Source organism: Pontibacter diazotrophicus (genome assembly GCF_003367245.1).
GTDB lineage: Bacteria > Bacteroidota > Bacteroidia > Cytophagales > Hymenobacteraceae > Pontibacter > Pontibacter diazotrophicus.
The window spans coordinates 1-16117 of sequence record NZ_QRGR01000002.1 but is presented as its reverse complement, the minus strand read 5'-3'; the positions used below and the strand labels follow the sequence as shown (position 1 = coordinate 16117).

Below are 16117 nucleotides of genomic sequence, written 5' to 3'. Positions count from 1 at the left end.
AACAATATTAGCTATCAAGTCCTCTAACTGCAGTCTGCTTAATTTATAACAAATCAAAGTAAATAATATCTAAAAGCTAGCTAACGAAATTTATTGCTTCACATGAGCTATATGAAAAGAACTCAATGAATATATAGCAAATAGCCTCCCGGAAGAGGAAAGTACTTTCTCACTTGTGTTCTCATTTCATATTTATAAATTTTAAGTTTCTTATTTATTTAATGGCTTATGAAATCTTTGAAGAGTAAAGCTATTAGAAAATATAAAGTAGTAGCCATGTCAGTTCCGATTTGGTTTAACAAGTGGGGAGACCACAATCATAATGGAATGCTGTTTGCACTTAAACAGAATGAGGAAAACATAAAGAAGTATAAAAAGGAAGCAGGTGAAAAACCTGGAGTCTCTGATGAAGAAAGAGTAAAACATCCGTATTACCATCTTGTAAGGCCTTTAGTTCTTCGGGCCTGTGTAGGGGAAACGGTTAAAGTCAAATTTAAAAATAAGATTAAAAACAGAAGTGTAGGAATACATTTGCTAGCTGATGGCTATGATGTTACAAAATCTGACGGAGCGGCAGTAGGAAATAATCCTTCCACTCTTCATAAGAAAGGAGAATGCTCAATTACATATACCTGGACATGTCACCACGAGGGTGTTTATGTTTTCCATGATGCGGGAAATCTTTCAGGAATGGAAGACGGTACTAACCTACATGGACTTTTCGGAGCTTTGGTGGTTGAGCCTAAAGGAACAACCTGGCGTAATCCGGTAACAGGTAAAAATGATCGTGAACCTACTACCATGGTAGATGGAAAAACATCTGAAATGAAGTGGTACGGAGATGGCCTTTACGTGGACGTGATACCTAATGAAGCAAATGAGAAAAACAAAACTCCCTGGTTAGACATCCCAAAGAAACATCCGGAAGATGTGAACCCTGGTGTGCCCAGAAAATGCTTTAGGGAATACGTTATTTTTTTTCATGATGAGCCTGAATTCAGGATGTCTCACACCAACCATGAGAGAGACATTTGTCATGATCAGCCGGACCTGTGTGGCAATCCTCCGCTTCTTGAACATGCAGCACATCCTATAATGCCTGTAAGTTATAGGGCAGAACCTATGGTGTCCCGACAAAAGGAACTTTGGAAAAAGATTAGGCAGGGATTCCTTGAAGCTCCGGTTGTCCATGAAGAGCAGCATCATTCCTCCTGGCTCTATGGCGATCCTGCCACTCCGATATTGAAAGCTTACATTGGTGATCCGGTTCGAATTAGAATGGTGGACGCCGGCGTAAAGGAGACCCATGTATTCCATTTACATCTGTACTCCTGGTATCACGATGCCAACAACCGAAAGTCACCCATCATCGACGCTATTTCTATTGGACCTCTGACAGCACATACCATTGTTCCCCTTTGGGGGGCCGGTAACCGACAAGGCGCTACCGGGGATATAATCTGGCACTGCCATTTGTATCCCCACTTTCACGAAGGGATGTGGGGAATGTTCCGCACCTTCGATCGGTTACAGGATGGATCTAATTTTTATCCTGACAAACAAACCCCAATCGAGAAGTTAGCGGTATTGCCAGATCGTGAAACCCCACCTACCTACAAGGCTGCGGGATTAGGTTTTCCCAACTTTATAGAAGGGATATTTGGTCAGCGCTCCCCATTACCCCCCTGGGAATCAGACAATCCAGCGGATATCCCGGAAGGTTATGATTACCGACCTTTATCAGCAAAAGAAAAGAAAAGGCTAGAGTGGTTAAAGGATGACCCCCGGGCTCATCTAAATCACCAGCCCCGGGCAGGTTGGATGTTCAACGCCTTCAAATTACCAGAAGACGGAAAGGCGCCATTAGACGGAGAATCTGAGGTGCCTATCCGCTTCAAGAAAAATGTTGTTCACTTGTCTGTTGAAACAGAACGTTTTAAATACAATAAGCACTGTTGGCATGACCCGGAAGGACACCTTTACAAGCTTATTGATAAACCCAGGATTTTGTCGGGTGATAAGCCACCTTGTGTTTTGAATCAACAGGGGCAACATGAACTGCTTCATATTGCCTGCAATGAATCTGACACTTTAAATACCAAAGAAACTAATACCCCTGGCAGTGCGAATGTTTCTCCTGAACCAACGGATCCTTACAATAGCGATGATAAGCCACTTTTTATTCGGGCAAACCATGGCGATGTGGTAACACTTGAATTGGAAAATTGCCTGCCCCGGGCTTTTTGTCGTAGTCCATTTGATGAGCCTCTTCCCCCTTGCGAGAAATATACCATCCCTATCGAATCTAATGGGGAATACTATAAAAATGACCGGTACTGGAAGGCAGACTTAACCCCACCTATGCAGTGCGGCTTGCATGTGCACCTGGTAAAGTTTGATCCTCTTGTGTGTGATGGCGCCTCTACTGGTTGGAACTATATTTCTGGTCCCCGAGCCCCGTATTACGATAAGGAAAAGGGGAAATGGCGGTACTTAAGGATGCGCTACATTTGGTGGGTGGATGAAGAGTTTGGCGTAATTTTTACCCATGATCACCTTTTTGCTAATTTTCGGCAGAAGCGTGGCCTTTTTGGCGCAATGATCGCTGAACCACATGGGGCTCAGTACTTAGACCCTACTAATCTGACTAAAGAAGTAAAGAACGGAGATGTGGCCGTTATAAAATATACTAAAGATGGTAAACCGACCTTCTTTAGGGAGTTCTGCTTTGGCTTAGGAGACTTTGTTCCGCTATATAACCGGCAGCATTTGCCTTTAAATGAACCTCCCATTCCAGGAGGCCATAGCGACCATGGGGTAGTAGGCGTCAATTATCGATCTGCCCCAATTCGGGAACGGACCGTGAGGACGCACGATCCAGCACTTTATCACGGTGGCGAGGAACTAAAAAAAGACCCAGCCTACTGCTTTTCTTCTCGTGTATGGTGCGATCCTGACACGCCTATTTTTCACGCAAACCCAGGCGACCCTATCCGAATCAGGCTGTTACAAGGTTCCCACGAAGAACAGCATAGCTTCCAGATTCACGGCATGCGGTGGCGCCGTTTTCTGGACGATCCTGATTCACCATTGGTGAATCAGCAAACAGTTGGGATCTCCGAAACTTTCAACTTTCACATCGACCATAACTATGGACCCGGAGATTACCTGTACAAGTTCGGAACATCCGATGACTTGTGGATGGGGGCATGGGGCATTATCCGGATAGGGGAGAAGGCAGATTTACCCTATCCTGAAGGTGCTAAACCCACAGGGAAGGGTAGTCTCTACGCGTCTCCTGGCGCCAATGTTCGCCGTTTTATCATAGTAGCGGAAAGCCAGGAAGTGAATTACTGTGCCAATCCAGCCCTCTCAGACCCTAAAGGTATGGTTTACCGGCTATTAGATGAAATCAGTAAAGATGGAAAACCATTAGGAAGGAAAAAGCCTCCCTTAAGCCAGAAAGGGGCAGTTCGAGAACCTCTTGTTTTAAGGTGCAGAAAGGGAGAGAAGATAGAGATTGAGCTCCATAATGAAACAAAGGAACACCCTATAATAGAACCAGCCGCTCCGATGGTGCCTGTTGATATTTTAGACCGTCCGGTTTCGGGAAGAGTTTCTATCCATGCAGATTTGCTATTGTATGATATCACAACTAGTGACGGTTGTAATGTAGGGTATAATCCGGTTGATCATTGGATGAAGCCAGAGCCTGATAACCGAATCGATCAAACAGTTGGACATGGCAAGAAGAAAATTTACACCTGGTACGCGGACATTGAGGGGCCCATATTGCTTCAGGATTTCGCTGACTTCCGAAATCACCGGCACCACGGCCTTATTGGGGCGCTTATAGTTGAGCCAGAGGATGCCAAAATAAATTATAATTATGAAAAAAATGGAAAAATAAGTTGTGCTGTCAATGTGGTAAGCAAAACCCATGGAGTGTTTGAAGAGGTGGTACTGATCATTCAGGACGGGCTGCGGCTTTTTCACTTTGGCAACCTCTCCCTTCCCATGGGTGATGCTCCCCCTGATTTAGGAGAGGACAAGCCAGATCCAACCGATCAGGGCCAAAAAGCATTCAATTACCGCGCCCAACCCATCGGAAAACCACACTGGATGCACCTGAGAGAGGAAGACAACTTAACTGACAGACAACCTCTTCCGGAGCCACTACTTTATCATCTGCCTCGGGAAAGGAACCTACGCCTGCATTTATTAACAGCTGCAGATAAACCACGAAACCATAGTTTCCATTTGCATGGACATACATGGCCGGAGTGGCCAACAACAAATAGTTTAACTCAAGTTGGCAGTGCCACTTCTCTTAGTGCTGGATCGGTACAGACATTAAAAATTAAACTAAATAAAAAACCGGCTGATTATGCCTTTAGTTCTGGAGCCTTACGATGGTCTGTGTCTCAAGGTCTTTGGGGAATCCTGAGAGTGAAAAAAAGAGTAAGGTCTAGCTTTATTGCGAACTCGATTTCACTGGCCATCATAGGAGGTATTGGATATGGGTTATTTAAAATTTTTAACAAGAAACAAAAAGTAAATAGAAAGTAAATGTAATCTTCCAATTAATTATGACCACATTTTATTCAAACTATTTCCGATGCAAAAAGTAAAGTGTTACTTTACATTTGTGAAAGTTAATTAGTTGCCATTAAATTAGAAGCGAAGAGGTACAAAGGAGGAGCAGTTTCTTTCAAGGTACTTTATATTTTTCAGCATTTAGTATTTTCTTATAAGTTTTAATCTGAACGAAAGTATCGGTTTATAGTTAATGAGATTATGAGGCGGGTCAAAATCTCTTGCTGTTTTACAAACTATAGAATTAGGTTACAAAGCAAAATAGAAAATGTTACTTAGTTATTAACTACTTTTTTGATGCCTTTAAGCGGGAGCTAAAGATAGTAACACTGATAGCTGAAGGATGCATTAGCAAGATCATCGCAGACAACCCCTTTATTAGCTTCCACACAGTCAATAACATCTTCGAATGATCATAGAAAAGACCCAAACCCAGAATAAGGGAGGCCTTGTACAATTTGCTATCCCTAATCAGCTAATATAATAATACTTATTTTTCAGTATTGTAGGTTCAAAATGGATTTAAGTTATTTGATGAATAAATAAAATGTCAAAAAACTTTTTAATTAGTTTTAAATCTATAACAAGAGGTGCTATGATTGTAAATGCTGCAAATGTTAAATCTATTCATTGTAACAAATCATTTTGCCCAGTTCCTCCATCTCCAAAGCTTCTTTTACAATTATTTGTAAACTACAAAGGACTGAAAGATGAAGGAAAGCTACCACATCATCTAACTTTTGAAGACTATTATTATGTTTGGTTATCTAGTAGACGGGGTGAGAATTATGTAGGCTTAGATGATGGAAAAACAAAAAAAGGGTCTAGCAGTGATTTACAACTTATAGATCGACCACCTAAAGAATTAAAAGGCACAATCAAAACTGTAGTTTTACTAGTTGATTTTGATGATAAACCACATAGCTCATCTAGAAATGCTTCTTATTACAGAGAAATGTTATTTGGTGATATTGATGTGTTTCCTACAGGTAGTATGGCAGAATACTATCGACGAATTAGCAACTATAATATTAGTAATGGTACAACAGGAATAAATATAGGGGGTGAAGTTCATGGCTGGATAAGGCTTCCTCGAACAAGCAATTATTACACTGCTGACTCCACGGGGACTGGAGAATACCCATATAATGCACAAGGAATGGCTGAAGATGCTGTTAAGGCTGCTTTAGAACAGGGCGTAAGTTTTACTGGATATGACGTGTTAGGTGAGGGTTTCGTTACTGCTCTTTTTATTATTCATGCAGGTCGAGGCGCTGAAGAAACGAATGATCCTAATGATTTTTGGAGTTTGAAGTGGATATTAAATAAAGAGATTGAAGTTAGTGTTAATTTATCCGTTAAGACTTTTTTAACAGTTCCTGAAGATTGCCAAGTAGGAGTATGTGCTCATGAATGGGGTCATTTGGCAGCGAGATGGGCAGATTTTTATGACACAGGAAAATCTAAGTTTACCAAGTCGAATGGGCTCGGTAATTATTGTCTTATGGCATCGGGCTCCTGGAATAACTATGGAATTACACCTTGCTTGCCCAACGGAATGTTGCGAATGTTTCACAATTGGATTACACCTAAGATAGTAACAAACAGCGAAAAAAATATTGTTGTTAAACCTGCTTCAGAAGGAGGTAGTATTGTGTTGATTCATAATACTGCATTTATGAAGGATGAGCAGTATGTTTTTGTAGAGTATCGCAGGCGGACTAAGCAAGATACATTTCTACCTGACGAAGGTTTAGCTATTTACACCGTTGATGAAAACATAGATAATGTTAACGATGAAAGTAATCTTGCTGTTGAAATTATTCAGGCAGATAATAAACGAGATTTAGCAAAAGTTTTTGGACAGGGTAATAGAGGTGATGGTGAAGATCTTTATCCAAGTGTGATAAATGGTTATGAAAACAGATTACTCGGGCAAAATACAGAGCCACCCTTAAATCTTAATGGCATTTGGACAGGAATCACAATTGAAGTTACGGGAAATCCAAGTGATTCTGAAATGATGATTGATGTTACAATTACTCCACAAGTAGTTGCAAAAGTATCTAATTAAAAATTCTGATTTATTCTAGGAATGGATTCAATACAAAGCGTTCCTAGTGCGCCCAACGAAAGTATTATACAAGGAACGATTCTAGATATTCAGAGGTGCCCAGAAGGGTTAGGGTTTGTTTGGCAGGTGAAGGTTATTGAATCACAAGATGTAATAGAATATGCCAACTTCGCCACCCGCCACATAGGGAAAGAAATAAACATTTTAATACATCCTGAATTGAAGAAATTCTTTGTTGTGGGCGATAAAATAGTTGCCCATATTTTCTTCCAGGGTGATGAGAAAGGAGGAGCTTTTTTTCTTATTGGAGATAAAATAGAGATGGTTAAACCTGATCCAATTTAGTGAAGGAATAGGATTTATCATTATAAAAACATTAGCTACAAATCAAAATCTATGTATTATGAACAATGCTATAGAATATTACCTTCCTGAAAGGGTTTTTAAGCTAACAGTAAAATTCTTGGTAAAACAGGAATTAACTTATAACGAGAATTATGAAGTAATTAAGATAAAGTTAAAGGATTGTTATATTCAGGATGATCTACTTTTAGAACCTCTATTACATCCTGTTTATACCCATAAATATATTTTTGATTATAGTAAATATAGAAGCTTTTGGTACCAGTTAAGTTTTGAAGCCCAATTTGATGAAGAAGGTGCGGGTATATTACAATCTATAAATATTGAAAGCACCCCTGTTGTTAAAGAAATTATAAGTGGCGTGGTTGATGTAGCGTCTTCTTTAATAAAACTTGGTACAGGTACTTTTTTAACAGCCCCACCTGCCGAAGCAGAATTGATCAAAGTAGAAACAATAGAAAGAACACTTACTGAAACATATTTAATCAAAATAGGAGACATGGAAAGTGAAGAAGGTGGTTACTCATTAACACTGCCTAAACCTGTTATTGGAGATTCAATTTTCCAGGTGCCAACAATAGAAGTTTTTATTAAGCCAAACCAAGTATTTGAAAAAGAGCAAAATACTGCTAATGTAATTACATCGAAGGAAGGAATATTTTATAGGGAACCTGTATTGAGTAATATCAAAGTTAAAGTTCTAAATAATGGATCTATTAAAGAACAAAATGTAATAGACGAATATAGCTTCTTCCCTCAGTTTGGAAAAATAATGCCACTTAAGTTAACTGCAGGGAATATTCTGAATAAGGCTGGTAGTAAAGTAAGCTTTAGTAAGACAACCGGAGGAATAGAAAAATTTTCTCTTACTACTGAAAGTACAATTAAGGAAACCTTAGATAGTTCTCACACCTCTGTTAATGCAATAAATACATTGGTAGGTGAATTGCAGAACATTAAGAAAGAAAAAGCCGCCAAAACTATAGAAAAGAATAAAGCAGAAATAATTGAAAAAGAAGCAAAAGTTAAAGCCGAAGATGATAAAGAATTAGAAAGTTTAAAAAGGGAAAAAGAAATTCTTGATAGACAGAAAGAAATTATAAAAATCAAGCATGAGATAGCAAAATTAAAACAAGAGGCTGCTTCAAATTTTAACCAGTAAAATGAAAAATAAAATAATTAATCAATACCATGAATAAGATAACTGCTACAATTGCTTATACAAAACTCAGAGAATTTCTTTCAGAAATGACTAATTGGTCTGTTGATATAATTACTGGTAATTTAAAGTTGTCCAGATTTAACATTGATGCTTTGGGTATGGTAAAATTTACAAATAGTTTAAATGAAGTTTATAAAGATTATAGACTTCATTTGAGTGATGAAAAGGTTAGTGAGTGTAAAATTGTAAATGACCTTTTTATCTTGATTTGGAAGTCTATTCCATCAGAATTAAGAGATGAACCATCCTTATCAAATGCTATTAACACTATAAAAGATTCTGCTGAATTGGCTAGTTCGGAAAATATAGACCAAAGTTTGGTGTTTTATAAAATGTTGATTGATGAAATTGATGCGTCTAACAGAATATATAAGAAAACTGAAGGAGCAGATAAAGTAGTTGAAAAAGATCTTAGAGGCGGAAATATTTATATTAATATAAATTTATGAAATTAGATTTACCTATACTAATATGAATAAGTCTAATTCTCTACTATTTCTGATCTTTGGTTTAACTATCTGCTTAGCCAGAGAAGCTGTTGCGCAACGTGTGGCTACTACTAGTGAGTTAAAATTTAATGCAAATGAAACTGAATGTAAGGGAGCAGAAATTAGGTGTTTTGATGAGGATAATAATTTTATGATCTCCTTAGATGAACTTACTAAGTATCTAATTGAAAGGTATAACATACAACTTAGTTCTGAAACTGATGCTGATGCTGATGGAAAAATAGACGCTATACATACTTTTACTTTTATAAGTGATATGCAACGTATATACGGGACTGATACCTTTTATTTTGAACAAGTAGAAAGAGTATACCCTTCGCCAAAGAAATATCTATTTTTTAAATTACCTATTCTTATTAGAGAATCATTAGAAAATGTTTCACCCTACGAAAACGCAAAAGGGAGAGACAAAGCTAAACCAGCAATCTTTTCCTTTGGTAGAGACTATAATAAAGAGGCGAACACTTGGATTGCTAAGGGTACAATAATGTATTCACCAGATTCTAAGAATGAAAAAAAGATTTTTATTTTTCCTTCTATATCTTTTAATAGAGTTATGGTTTCTGATACAAGTCAGTCTGAGAACGAAGCAAATTCTTTAGTTCTGCGTGTTGGATTGCATAGAGTATTTACATCAACAAATCCACAAGATTTCATTCAAGTTCAGGCTTTAAGAGTTTATATAAATTCTGCTACCGATTTTTCATTAGAAAGCAAACAATCAGGAATTGAGGTAGAATGGGAACCACTTTTGAAATACAGATTTTTTGGTAATTACTATAGCATAGTTCCGCCTCCTAGTATTGGTAAAGTAAGTAGATTCGATGTAAAATTTTCTGCATTTCTTAAAGCCGAGACTGGTTATATATTTGTAGCAGCTGAGAAAGAAAATCTTAAAAACGATGAAGGCTATTCTAGAGCAGGAGGTAAAGCAGCTTTAGATTTAAGATTTTTTGAAAGACTTCAGCTTTCAGCATCAAAAACTTACTTACATGGTCTAAGGGATTCATCTAAGAACAGCCAATTAACAGAATTTTCTGCTAATTATTCTTTAGGGGAGAATGACGAATTTGGTCTTAAATTAGAATATCAAAAAGGAAATGTTCCTATTACACTAGAAGAAGTAGAAAATATTCTTTTCGGAGTCTCCATTAAGCTTTAGTGGGTGTTTATTTTGATTATCGAACGGCTGTTCTGAAAATGGTTTCTTTTCGTCTTGCCCCAATTTTTAAAAACCTTGAAGAGAAACTTAAGAAGCTTTTAAACTCCAGGAAAACTTTATACAATCAAAATTAAACAGAAGGAGGATCATATGATTATTAAAAAAGCAATCAACAGCGAAGAGATTCCTGAATACCATGAAGGGCAACTCATTGTAAAAATGCGTACCATGGCTAGTCCTGCGGGAATACCTGCTTCAGATTACACCGCCGCTAGCCCCTTAGCCACTTCGGGTATGTCAGCACTTTCATTTTTTGAAAGAGGAGGTTTGATTAAGCGCGTTATTCCATTATCCGCGCCGGCTGAAGCGGAAGATCTGCCCGCCGGAGCTATGTCTTTCGGCCAAAACCGTAGTGCGTTATCTATGCTTGCCACGTCAGCCTCTCCTACGGCAAATGATCCGAACGAGGGAGTAAGCATCATTGAACTTCAACGTGACCGAGACGTTTCGGATCTGCAAATTGCCTTGGCACAAGATCCTAATGTCGAATTTGTCTCTCGTGTTCCGGTGCGTTATTTACACGCGACTAGCAAAAGAGGAACAACAAATAAAGATACTGAGGCAGACAAGGATTCAGCCGAATCTGCTGACTCAGGAGGAGGCGTGGGAATTATGGCAATTCCACCTCCGGTTTCGACGATGTGGAATTTACAGAAAATTTTATGGCAACAGGCGAGAGCTTTGCCCAATTTTAGAGACGCCAACAACATTAAAGTTGCTGTTCTCGACACCGGGATTGAGCAAACGCACCCGGATTTAAACGGGCGCGTCTCCCGCTACTTATTTAATTACACCGGAATTCCTAGCGCTTCCGGCAACAGCGATATTATTGGACATGGAACACATGTGGCAGGTACCATTGCCGCCCTCTTCGGCAATAATTTCGGAATCAACGGTATCTGCAATTGTCAGCTTCATGCTTATAAGATTTTTGATGATACGCCGGATTTTAATTCTAGACGAGGGGAGTTTGTTTATTATGTTGATACAGCGATGTATCACCGCGCGCTCGCCGAATGTATTCAGCAAAGAGTAGATGTCGTTAACTTAAGCATCGGCGGGGGTGGTGCCCCGAGCCCGCAGGAGAGAACATTATTCAATACGCTTCTCGCAAACGGAACAACTATTGTTGCGTCGATGGGTAATGACCGACAGGCGGGTAGTCCGATATCATATCCGGCTGCGATTCAAGGGGTGATTGCTGTCGGAGCGACAAACCTAGATGATACTGTAGCGCAATTTTCAAACCGTGGAAATCACATTTCGATTGCGGCTCCTGGCGTTGCCATTTGGTCAACTTTGCCAACCTATCCCGGACATTTCGGTTTTTCAGCAGCTATAGGACCTAACGGTCAGCCGATAATTGGAGCTCCGAAAAGACGCGAGACGGCTTATGACGCGTGGAATGGAACTTCAATGGCAGCGCCACATGTGGCGGCGGCTGTCGCATTACTGTTAGCCAATAAAGGACCAATGAGTCCGGCAAACGTTCACACGCGGTTGATGCAGTCCGCTGATCCAGTAGCTGGAATGGGCGGACTTAATCATCATCCGGATTTTGGCGCAGGACGACTCAACTTATTACGGCTTTTGCAGTAAACTAAAGATGAAAAGATATTGTTTAGATGCGTCAAATAGAAATCACCTTTGAACCGGATGTAAAGCCCGAGCGGCAAAAAGCCATTCTAGAGAACATAAGCGGCTGGAGTTCAATTGAAGCGGCTGTTCCATTAATGCCTAATGCTGATGACGCTAAAATTAAGCGCATGGCTTTTGCCTACATAAAAGATGACGCAAAAATAGAAGCGGTATCAAAACAGTTGGAGAAAATCCCTGAAATAAAGATCGCTATTCCACCAAAGCGTGAACTTGAGTAAAGCGATTGAATGCAAAAACAATCTTCGATGCGATGTTTGTCGCATCGAGGATTGTTCCAGCAAAAGCCTTCTTCCAAATGTCAAAAAAGGCAGGGGTACTATGTAAGGAGTTGCTACATTTGACTGCAGGCTTTCTGATTGAGACCTATCTGGATGGAAACCGTATAAAAGTGAATCCCTTGTTTGCCATCATTGCCGTCGTTATCGGGTCTGCGCTCATTATTGCTGAGCCTTGCCGGCTCAGCAACCACTCTCGGCAAGCCGCCTTTCCTCTAGGTGGCAGTTTCCCATAAGGCTGTCCCATAAAATGCCGTACTTTAGAGACTATAAAGAGATCTTAGCTGCTTACCTATAAATAACTTTCTAAAGTGTTCATCCAGTTTTATGTAAGGCGACACAATCATCAACCGCTCATCTGCTTCCCAAATAACTCTGTCTACGGCTTCTTCAAGTTCTTTTCCGGTAACAAATTTTGACATTTCCACTTAAAAAAGTGCATCCACTCTTTACTTATTTCTCCTGAATACTCATATTTAACTTTTGTTGCAATGCTGGGCAAATAACAGTTTGCTCTATATGCGCTGTCCTTTAAAACCAATTATACAAACCAATCTTCTATTCTCCTTGATGAATCTAAGATGATTAAAAATTCATTTCTTGTAACTAAATTAGGCTTTATTGTAGTTATAGCATTCTGAAGTGAAGGCCAATTCTTTTTTGATCTTCCGCCAATAGAAGTGGTTTCTCTATAAGTTGTATTCTTGGGTTCTAAAAATCTATAATTTAGAGCAGACCTTATATCGTGTTCTTCGATCTTCTTTATCAGATTAGAATTTACTTGCCTGCATCTAGCTGTTAATAGGATGTCTAAGGCAGCAGCAATTGTCAAAATTTCATTTTTTATATTGGCAATCCATACATAATCGTATTGGAATGAGGCAGTATGAGCAGCATTATGTCTTCGGGATGCAGCATTTTTATAAGCTTGTGCTAAATCGGGCAAACCTCCGCCAATTCCATCAGAAACCTCTTTCATTAATCCCCAGCCTCCGCTCATACCAAAAGCCTTAAGTAGATCAGCTATTTCATTGGCTGATATGTTTGAACCAGCATAAACCAAAGAATATTTGGAAATCTCATACATTTCTCTACTTGTAGAATGTATTTTTAATGTTTCCTCTTGAATGAGCGTTCTCCAATCACTGCTTTCCTTCTTTAGCATATTGCTTCTGAAGGCTAATGCATTTAATGCGCCTATAATGGCAGAGTCTTGTAAAAATGATGTTAAGTTATCAAATGCTAATCCTGAATTTGATAAAGTATTAAGTGACTCTAAAGATTTATCTTTGATAAAATCCTCCAAAATGTTGAACGCAACAATACCTAACCCTTTTCTTAAAAGATTTGCAACTCCATTGTGTTCAGTAATATTTATTCCATTGTCAATTAAAGTAGGTAGGTTAACAGCGGCATTAAGATATTGTAGACGAGTAAAAAGATCGCTTTTAGCCGACATTTAAATAGTATTTAATATTTCTCTAAATGTTTCAATTCTATATTTAACATTTTTAGGGTTAGATGTAAACTGAGAAACAGATTCAGAGAAATTCTCGTCATTATCTAATTTATCTTTTAAAAATTTTCTTACCTTATCTTTTTTAGAAATTGCTTTTTCCCTTTGCTCTTTTGATATTAAACTCACGCATACCATTTCGATATCATAAAAGCCTTGCAGAACACGTTTGCTTGAATCGGGCTTCATAAAACCTTCATCACCCCAAACTATTTGACAGAAATTAAGTGAGTTCATGAATATATCTTTTTGAAGTTGAACTTCTTTCTTTGTGTTTTTATAGTTTTCCTTCATAAAACTATCCATAGCAACATCCATATTACCAGGAAAATTTTCCCAATAATTGCGCATGGTGAAGAATCTAAGCACATATTGTACATCGATCATTTCACGATATACTTTTGTGCCTTTTGTTGACTTTAGCTGAGTAGATAAATAAGCAGATTCAGATAATTCGAAAAGCATGTCGTTAAAATCTCCTCTAAAAGCTACATTTCTTATTTCTTGAGAATTTAAGGCTACTCCAGCTTTATTCAGCCTCAAAAATACTTCATGTTTTAAATCAGGGTCTGATTGTCTCAATAATGTTACTACTCTTAAATAAGGCCTAATTTTTAAGGCATTACTTAGAGAAATTGGGAGATTGTTAAAAGCAAATCCTTCAAGCTCTTTGAATTTATCTAGATTTTGTAATTTTAAATTTCCATTTAAAAACTTATTAATAGCAGTTACTCTTTGCTTGCCGTCAATAACTGAATATGTTCCATATTCATCTTCTGCCAAATAAATAGGAGGAACTGGAATATTTAACAAAAAAGATTCTATCAAATCAGACTCCTTATCAGGATCCCATCTTTCACGTCTTTGATATTTAGGACTTATATCAATAGAACCACTATTCACCATATCAGAAATAGATTGTAGAGATAAATCTGATTGCTGTAGAACTAACGAATTTTGTGACTTAGCAAATTTCTCTTCTATCTTTTTTATGTTTGCATTCATATCTTTAGTGATTATCCAATCTGATCATATATTCATAAACATTATATATATTGAATATATACTATGTCTGTTATTTTAAAAAGTGGAATTGATTTATTCAGAATTTATACTAAACCTATTTTAAATAAATATTATTTTTAACTCTAACTAAATCCCAAACCCAATCCCCGCCAGATTCTCCCGAATCCGTTTCTCCAGCAGGGCGCTTTCCTCAAACTGAGCGGCCAGTTCGGTAGTCAGCAGCTTCATTTTCTCTTCATAAGGAACGCCATCGTCTTCCTCGGCTTCGGAGCCCACGTAGCGGCCCGGCGAGAGCACGTAACTATTGGCGGCTACCTCGTCTAAAGTAGCGGCCTTGCAGAAGCCTTCAGTGTCGGAGTAGCTGCCGCCATTGTTGCGCCAGCTGTGGTAGGTGTCGGCAATGCGGGCCACGTCTTCTTCTTCAAACACGCGCAGGCGGCGGCTTACCATGTTGCCCAGTTTGCGGGCATCTATAAACAGGATTTCGTTTTTGCGCTCGCTGTGTTCGCCGTCGCGGCCGTCGCGGTTCTTGCTCAGAATAAAGATACAAGCGGGTATGCCGGTTGTCAGGAACAACTTGTCGGGCATCTGCACAATGCAGTCTACCATGCCCTGCTGTATCATGTGCTCGCGCACGTTCTTTTCGCCGGCGCTTCCGGTGATCATGACGCCGTTGGCCATCACCACACCGGCCGTGCCGCGCTCGCTCAGGTGGTGCCACAGCGTCTGGAACCACATATAGTTGGCGTTGCCTTGTGTGGTAAAAATGTCTTTAGAGCCGAAGAGGCGCGGGTCGTTGTCGGGCAGCAGTTCCGGGTGCCAATTGCTGATATTGAATGGCGGGTTCATGAGGGCGTAGTCGGCCTTCAGGTCAGCGAAGCGGTCCTGCAGCAGTGAGTCGCCCAGCTTCACGTCGAAGGATAGGTTGCGCAACAGCAGGTTCATTTTGCAGAGGCGCAGCGTACCTTCGTAGCGCTCCTGCCCATAAATGGAGATGTCGTTTTTGTCGCCGCCGTGCGCCTGCAGAAACTTCAGGCTCTGCACGAACATACCACCCGAGCCGCAGGCCAGGTCCATGATGCGGCCCTTTAGTGGCTCCAGCATCTCCACGAGCAAACGCACCACAGAGCCGGGGGTAAAGAACTGCCCTGCACCGGAGCCTTCGGCCATGGCAAACTTGCCGATGTAGTATTCATACACACGGCCGTAGATGTCAGATTCCGGGTTATTTATCTCGGAGAACTTCTCTTTGGAGAACAGGTTGATGAGCCCCGCCACCTGCGTAGGGGAGAGCTGGCTTTTCACGAAGATAGGCTCCAGCACCCCTTTGTAGTCGGAGTTGCGTTTGGCCAGCAGCTCGTCGAGCAGCACAAAAGCCTGGTCCACCTTCACCTAGATGTCGTCCTGCTCGGCGTTCTCGCGCAGGTACTCCCAGGTGGCTTCTTTGGGCAGGCGGTACACGTTCTTTACCTGGTACTCCAGCTCGTCTTCCAGCACCTGTGCCTGTTCGTGCTTTTCTATGTTATAGTAACGTGAACTCGGGAATTAAACAGGTTTAAATCAGAAGTTTGTGCAACAAAAAAGGCTAAGGATTAGGTAGAAATATTGCCTGATGTTTCACCTAAATCCTTAGCCTCATGCACTTTATCATAGAT

Annotated in this window: 12 protein-coding genes; 9 read left to right on the top strand and 3 right to left on the bottom strand. The window is 39.8% G+C overall.

Annotation, left to right across the window (positions count from 1 at the left end):
• Positions 1-228: 228 nt before the first annotated feature.
• From DXT99_RS01815 to DXT99_RS01775, 9 genes are all read left to right on the top strand, one after another.
• Positions 229-4569 (top strand): cupredoxin domain-containing protein, encoded by a 4341-nt coding sequence (locus tag DXT99_RS01815; RefSeq protein ID WP_115563815.1) that lies wholly within the window; start codon positions 229-231, stop codon positions 4567-4569.
• A 574-nt stretch (positions 4570-5143) separates the two neighbouring features.
• Positions 5144-6670: a M6 family metalloprotease domain-containing protein gene (locus DXT99_RS01810; RefSeq protein WP_220273340.1), complete on the top strand. Its 1527-nt coding sequence runs from the start codon at positions 5144-5146 to the stop codon at positions 6668-6670.
• Positions 6671-6691: 21 nt separating this feature from the next.
• Entirely contained in the window at positions 6692-7015 is a 324-nt protein-coding gene (locus tag DXT99_RS01805; RefSeq protein WP_115563814.1) for a hypothetical protein, read from the top strand.
• A 58-nt stretch (positions 7016-7073) separates the two neighbouring features.
• Positions 7074-8195 (top strand): hypothetical protein, encoded by a 1122-nt coding sequence (locus DXT99_RS01800; RefSeq protein WP_115563813.1) that lies wholly within the window; start codon positions 7074-7076, stop codon positions 8193-8195.
• A 29-nt stretch (positions 8196-8224) separates the two neighbouring features.
• Positions 8225-8704 carry a hypothetical protein gene (locus DXT99_RS01795; RefSeq protein WP_115563812.1) on the top strand — a complete coding sequence of 160 codons (480 nt, stop codon included), beginning with the start codon at positions 8225-8227 and terminating at the stop codon, positions 8702-8704.
• A gap of 22 nt (positions 8705-8726) precedes the next feature.
• Positions 8727-9926, top strand: coding sequence for a hypothetical protein (locus DXT99_RS01790; protein WP_115563811.1), 1200 nt, complete (start codon positions 8727-8729; stop codon positions 9924-9926).
• A 150-nt stretch (positions 9927-10076) separates the two neighbouring features.
• On the top strand, positions 10077-11585 hold the full coding sequence (locus tag DXT99_RS01785) for a S8 family peptidase (protein ID WP_115563810.1): 1509 nt from the start codon (positions 10077-10079) through the stop codon (positions 11583-11585).
• A 26-nt stretch (positions 11586-11611) separates the two neighbouring features.
• Positions 11612-11863, top strand: coding sequence for a hypothetical protein (locus tag DXT99_RS01780; protein WP_115563809.1), 252 nt, complete (start codon positions 11612-11614; stop codon positions 11861-11863).
• 5 nt (positions 11864-11868) lie between these two features.
• The gene (locus DXT99_RS01775; RefSeq protein WP_115563808.1) at positions 11869-12156 is read left to right on the top strand and encodes a hypothetical protein; all 288 of its coding nucleotides are present in this window, start codon (positions 11869-11871) and stop codon (positions 12154-12156) included.
• 305 nt (positions 12157-12461) lie between these two features.
• Here DXT99_RS01775 and DXT99_RS01770 read toward each other — a convergent pair whose 3' ends face one another.
• From DXT99_RS01770 to DXT99_RS01760, 3 genes are all read right to left on the bottom strand, one after another.
• A complete protein-coding gene (locus DXT99_RS01770; protein WP_115563807.1) occupies positions 12462-13379 on the bottom strand; it encodes a HEPN domain-containing protein in 918 nt (305 codons plus the stop codon).
• Entirely contained in the window at positions 13380-14441 is a 1062-nt protein-coding gene (locus DXT99_RS01765; RefSeq protein WP_220273339.1) for a DUF262 domain-containing protein, read from the bottom strand. It lies immediately after the preceding gene.
• A gap of 147 nt (positions 14442-14588) precedes the next feature.
• Positions 14589-15848, bottom strand: a complete 1260-nt coding sequence (locus DXT99_RS01760; RefSeq protein ID WP_246000399.1) for an N-6 DNA methylase — start codon at positions 15846-15848, stop codon at positions 14589-14591.
• Positions 15849-16117: the final 269 nt, after the last annotated feature.

What these genes read in the sequence shown, in the direction of transcription:
- DXT99_RS01780 (WP_115563809.1), top strand. Translation starts at nt 11,612, where the DNA reads ATGCGTCAAATAGAAATCACCTTTGAACCGGATGTAAAGCCCGAGCGG.
- DXT99_RS01790 (WP_115563811.1), top strand. Translation starts at nt 8,727, where the DNA reads ATGAATAAGTCTAATTCTCTACTATTTCTGATCTTTGGTTTAACTATC.
- DXT99_RS01795 (WP_115563812.1), top strand. Translation starts at nt 8,225, where the DNA reads ATGAATAAGATAACTGCTACAATTGCTTATACAAAACTCAGAGAATTT.
- DXT99_RS01785 (WP_115563810.1), top strand. Translation starts at nt 10,077, where the DNA reads ATGATTATTAAAAAAGCAATCAACAGCGAAGAGATTCCTGAATACCAT.
- DXT99_RS01800 (WP_115563813.1), top strand. Translation starts at nt 7,074, where the DNA reads ATGAACAATGCTATAGAATATTACCTTCCTGAAAGGGTTTTTAAGCTA.
- DXT99_RS01810 (WP_220273340.1), top strand. Translation starts at nt 5,144, where the DNA reads ATGTCAAAAAACTTTTTAATTAGTTTTAAATCTATAACAAGAGGTGCT.
- DXT99_RS01805 (WP_115563814.1), top strand. Translation starts at nt 6,692, where the DNA reads ATGGATTCAATACAAAGCGTTCCTAGTGCGCCCAACGAAAGTATTATA.
- DXT99_RS01770 (WP_115563807.1), bottom strand. Translation starts at nt 13,379, where the DNA reads ATGTCGGCTAAAAGCGATCTTTTTACTCGTCTACAATATCTTAATGCC.
- DXT99_RS01765 (WP_220273339.1), bottom strand. Translation starts at nt 14,441, where the DNA reads ATGAATGCAAACATAAAAAAGATAGAAGAGAAATTTGCTAAGTCACAA.
- DXT99_RS01815 (WP_115563815.1), top strand. Translation starts at nt 229, where the DNA reads ATGAAATCTTTGAAGAGTAAAGCTATTAGAAAATATAAAGTAGTAGCC.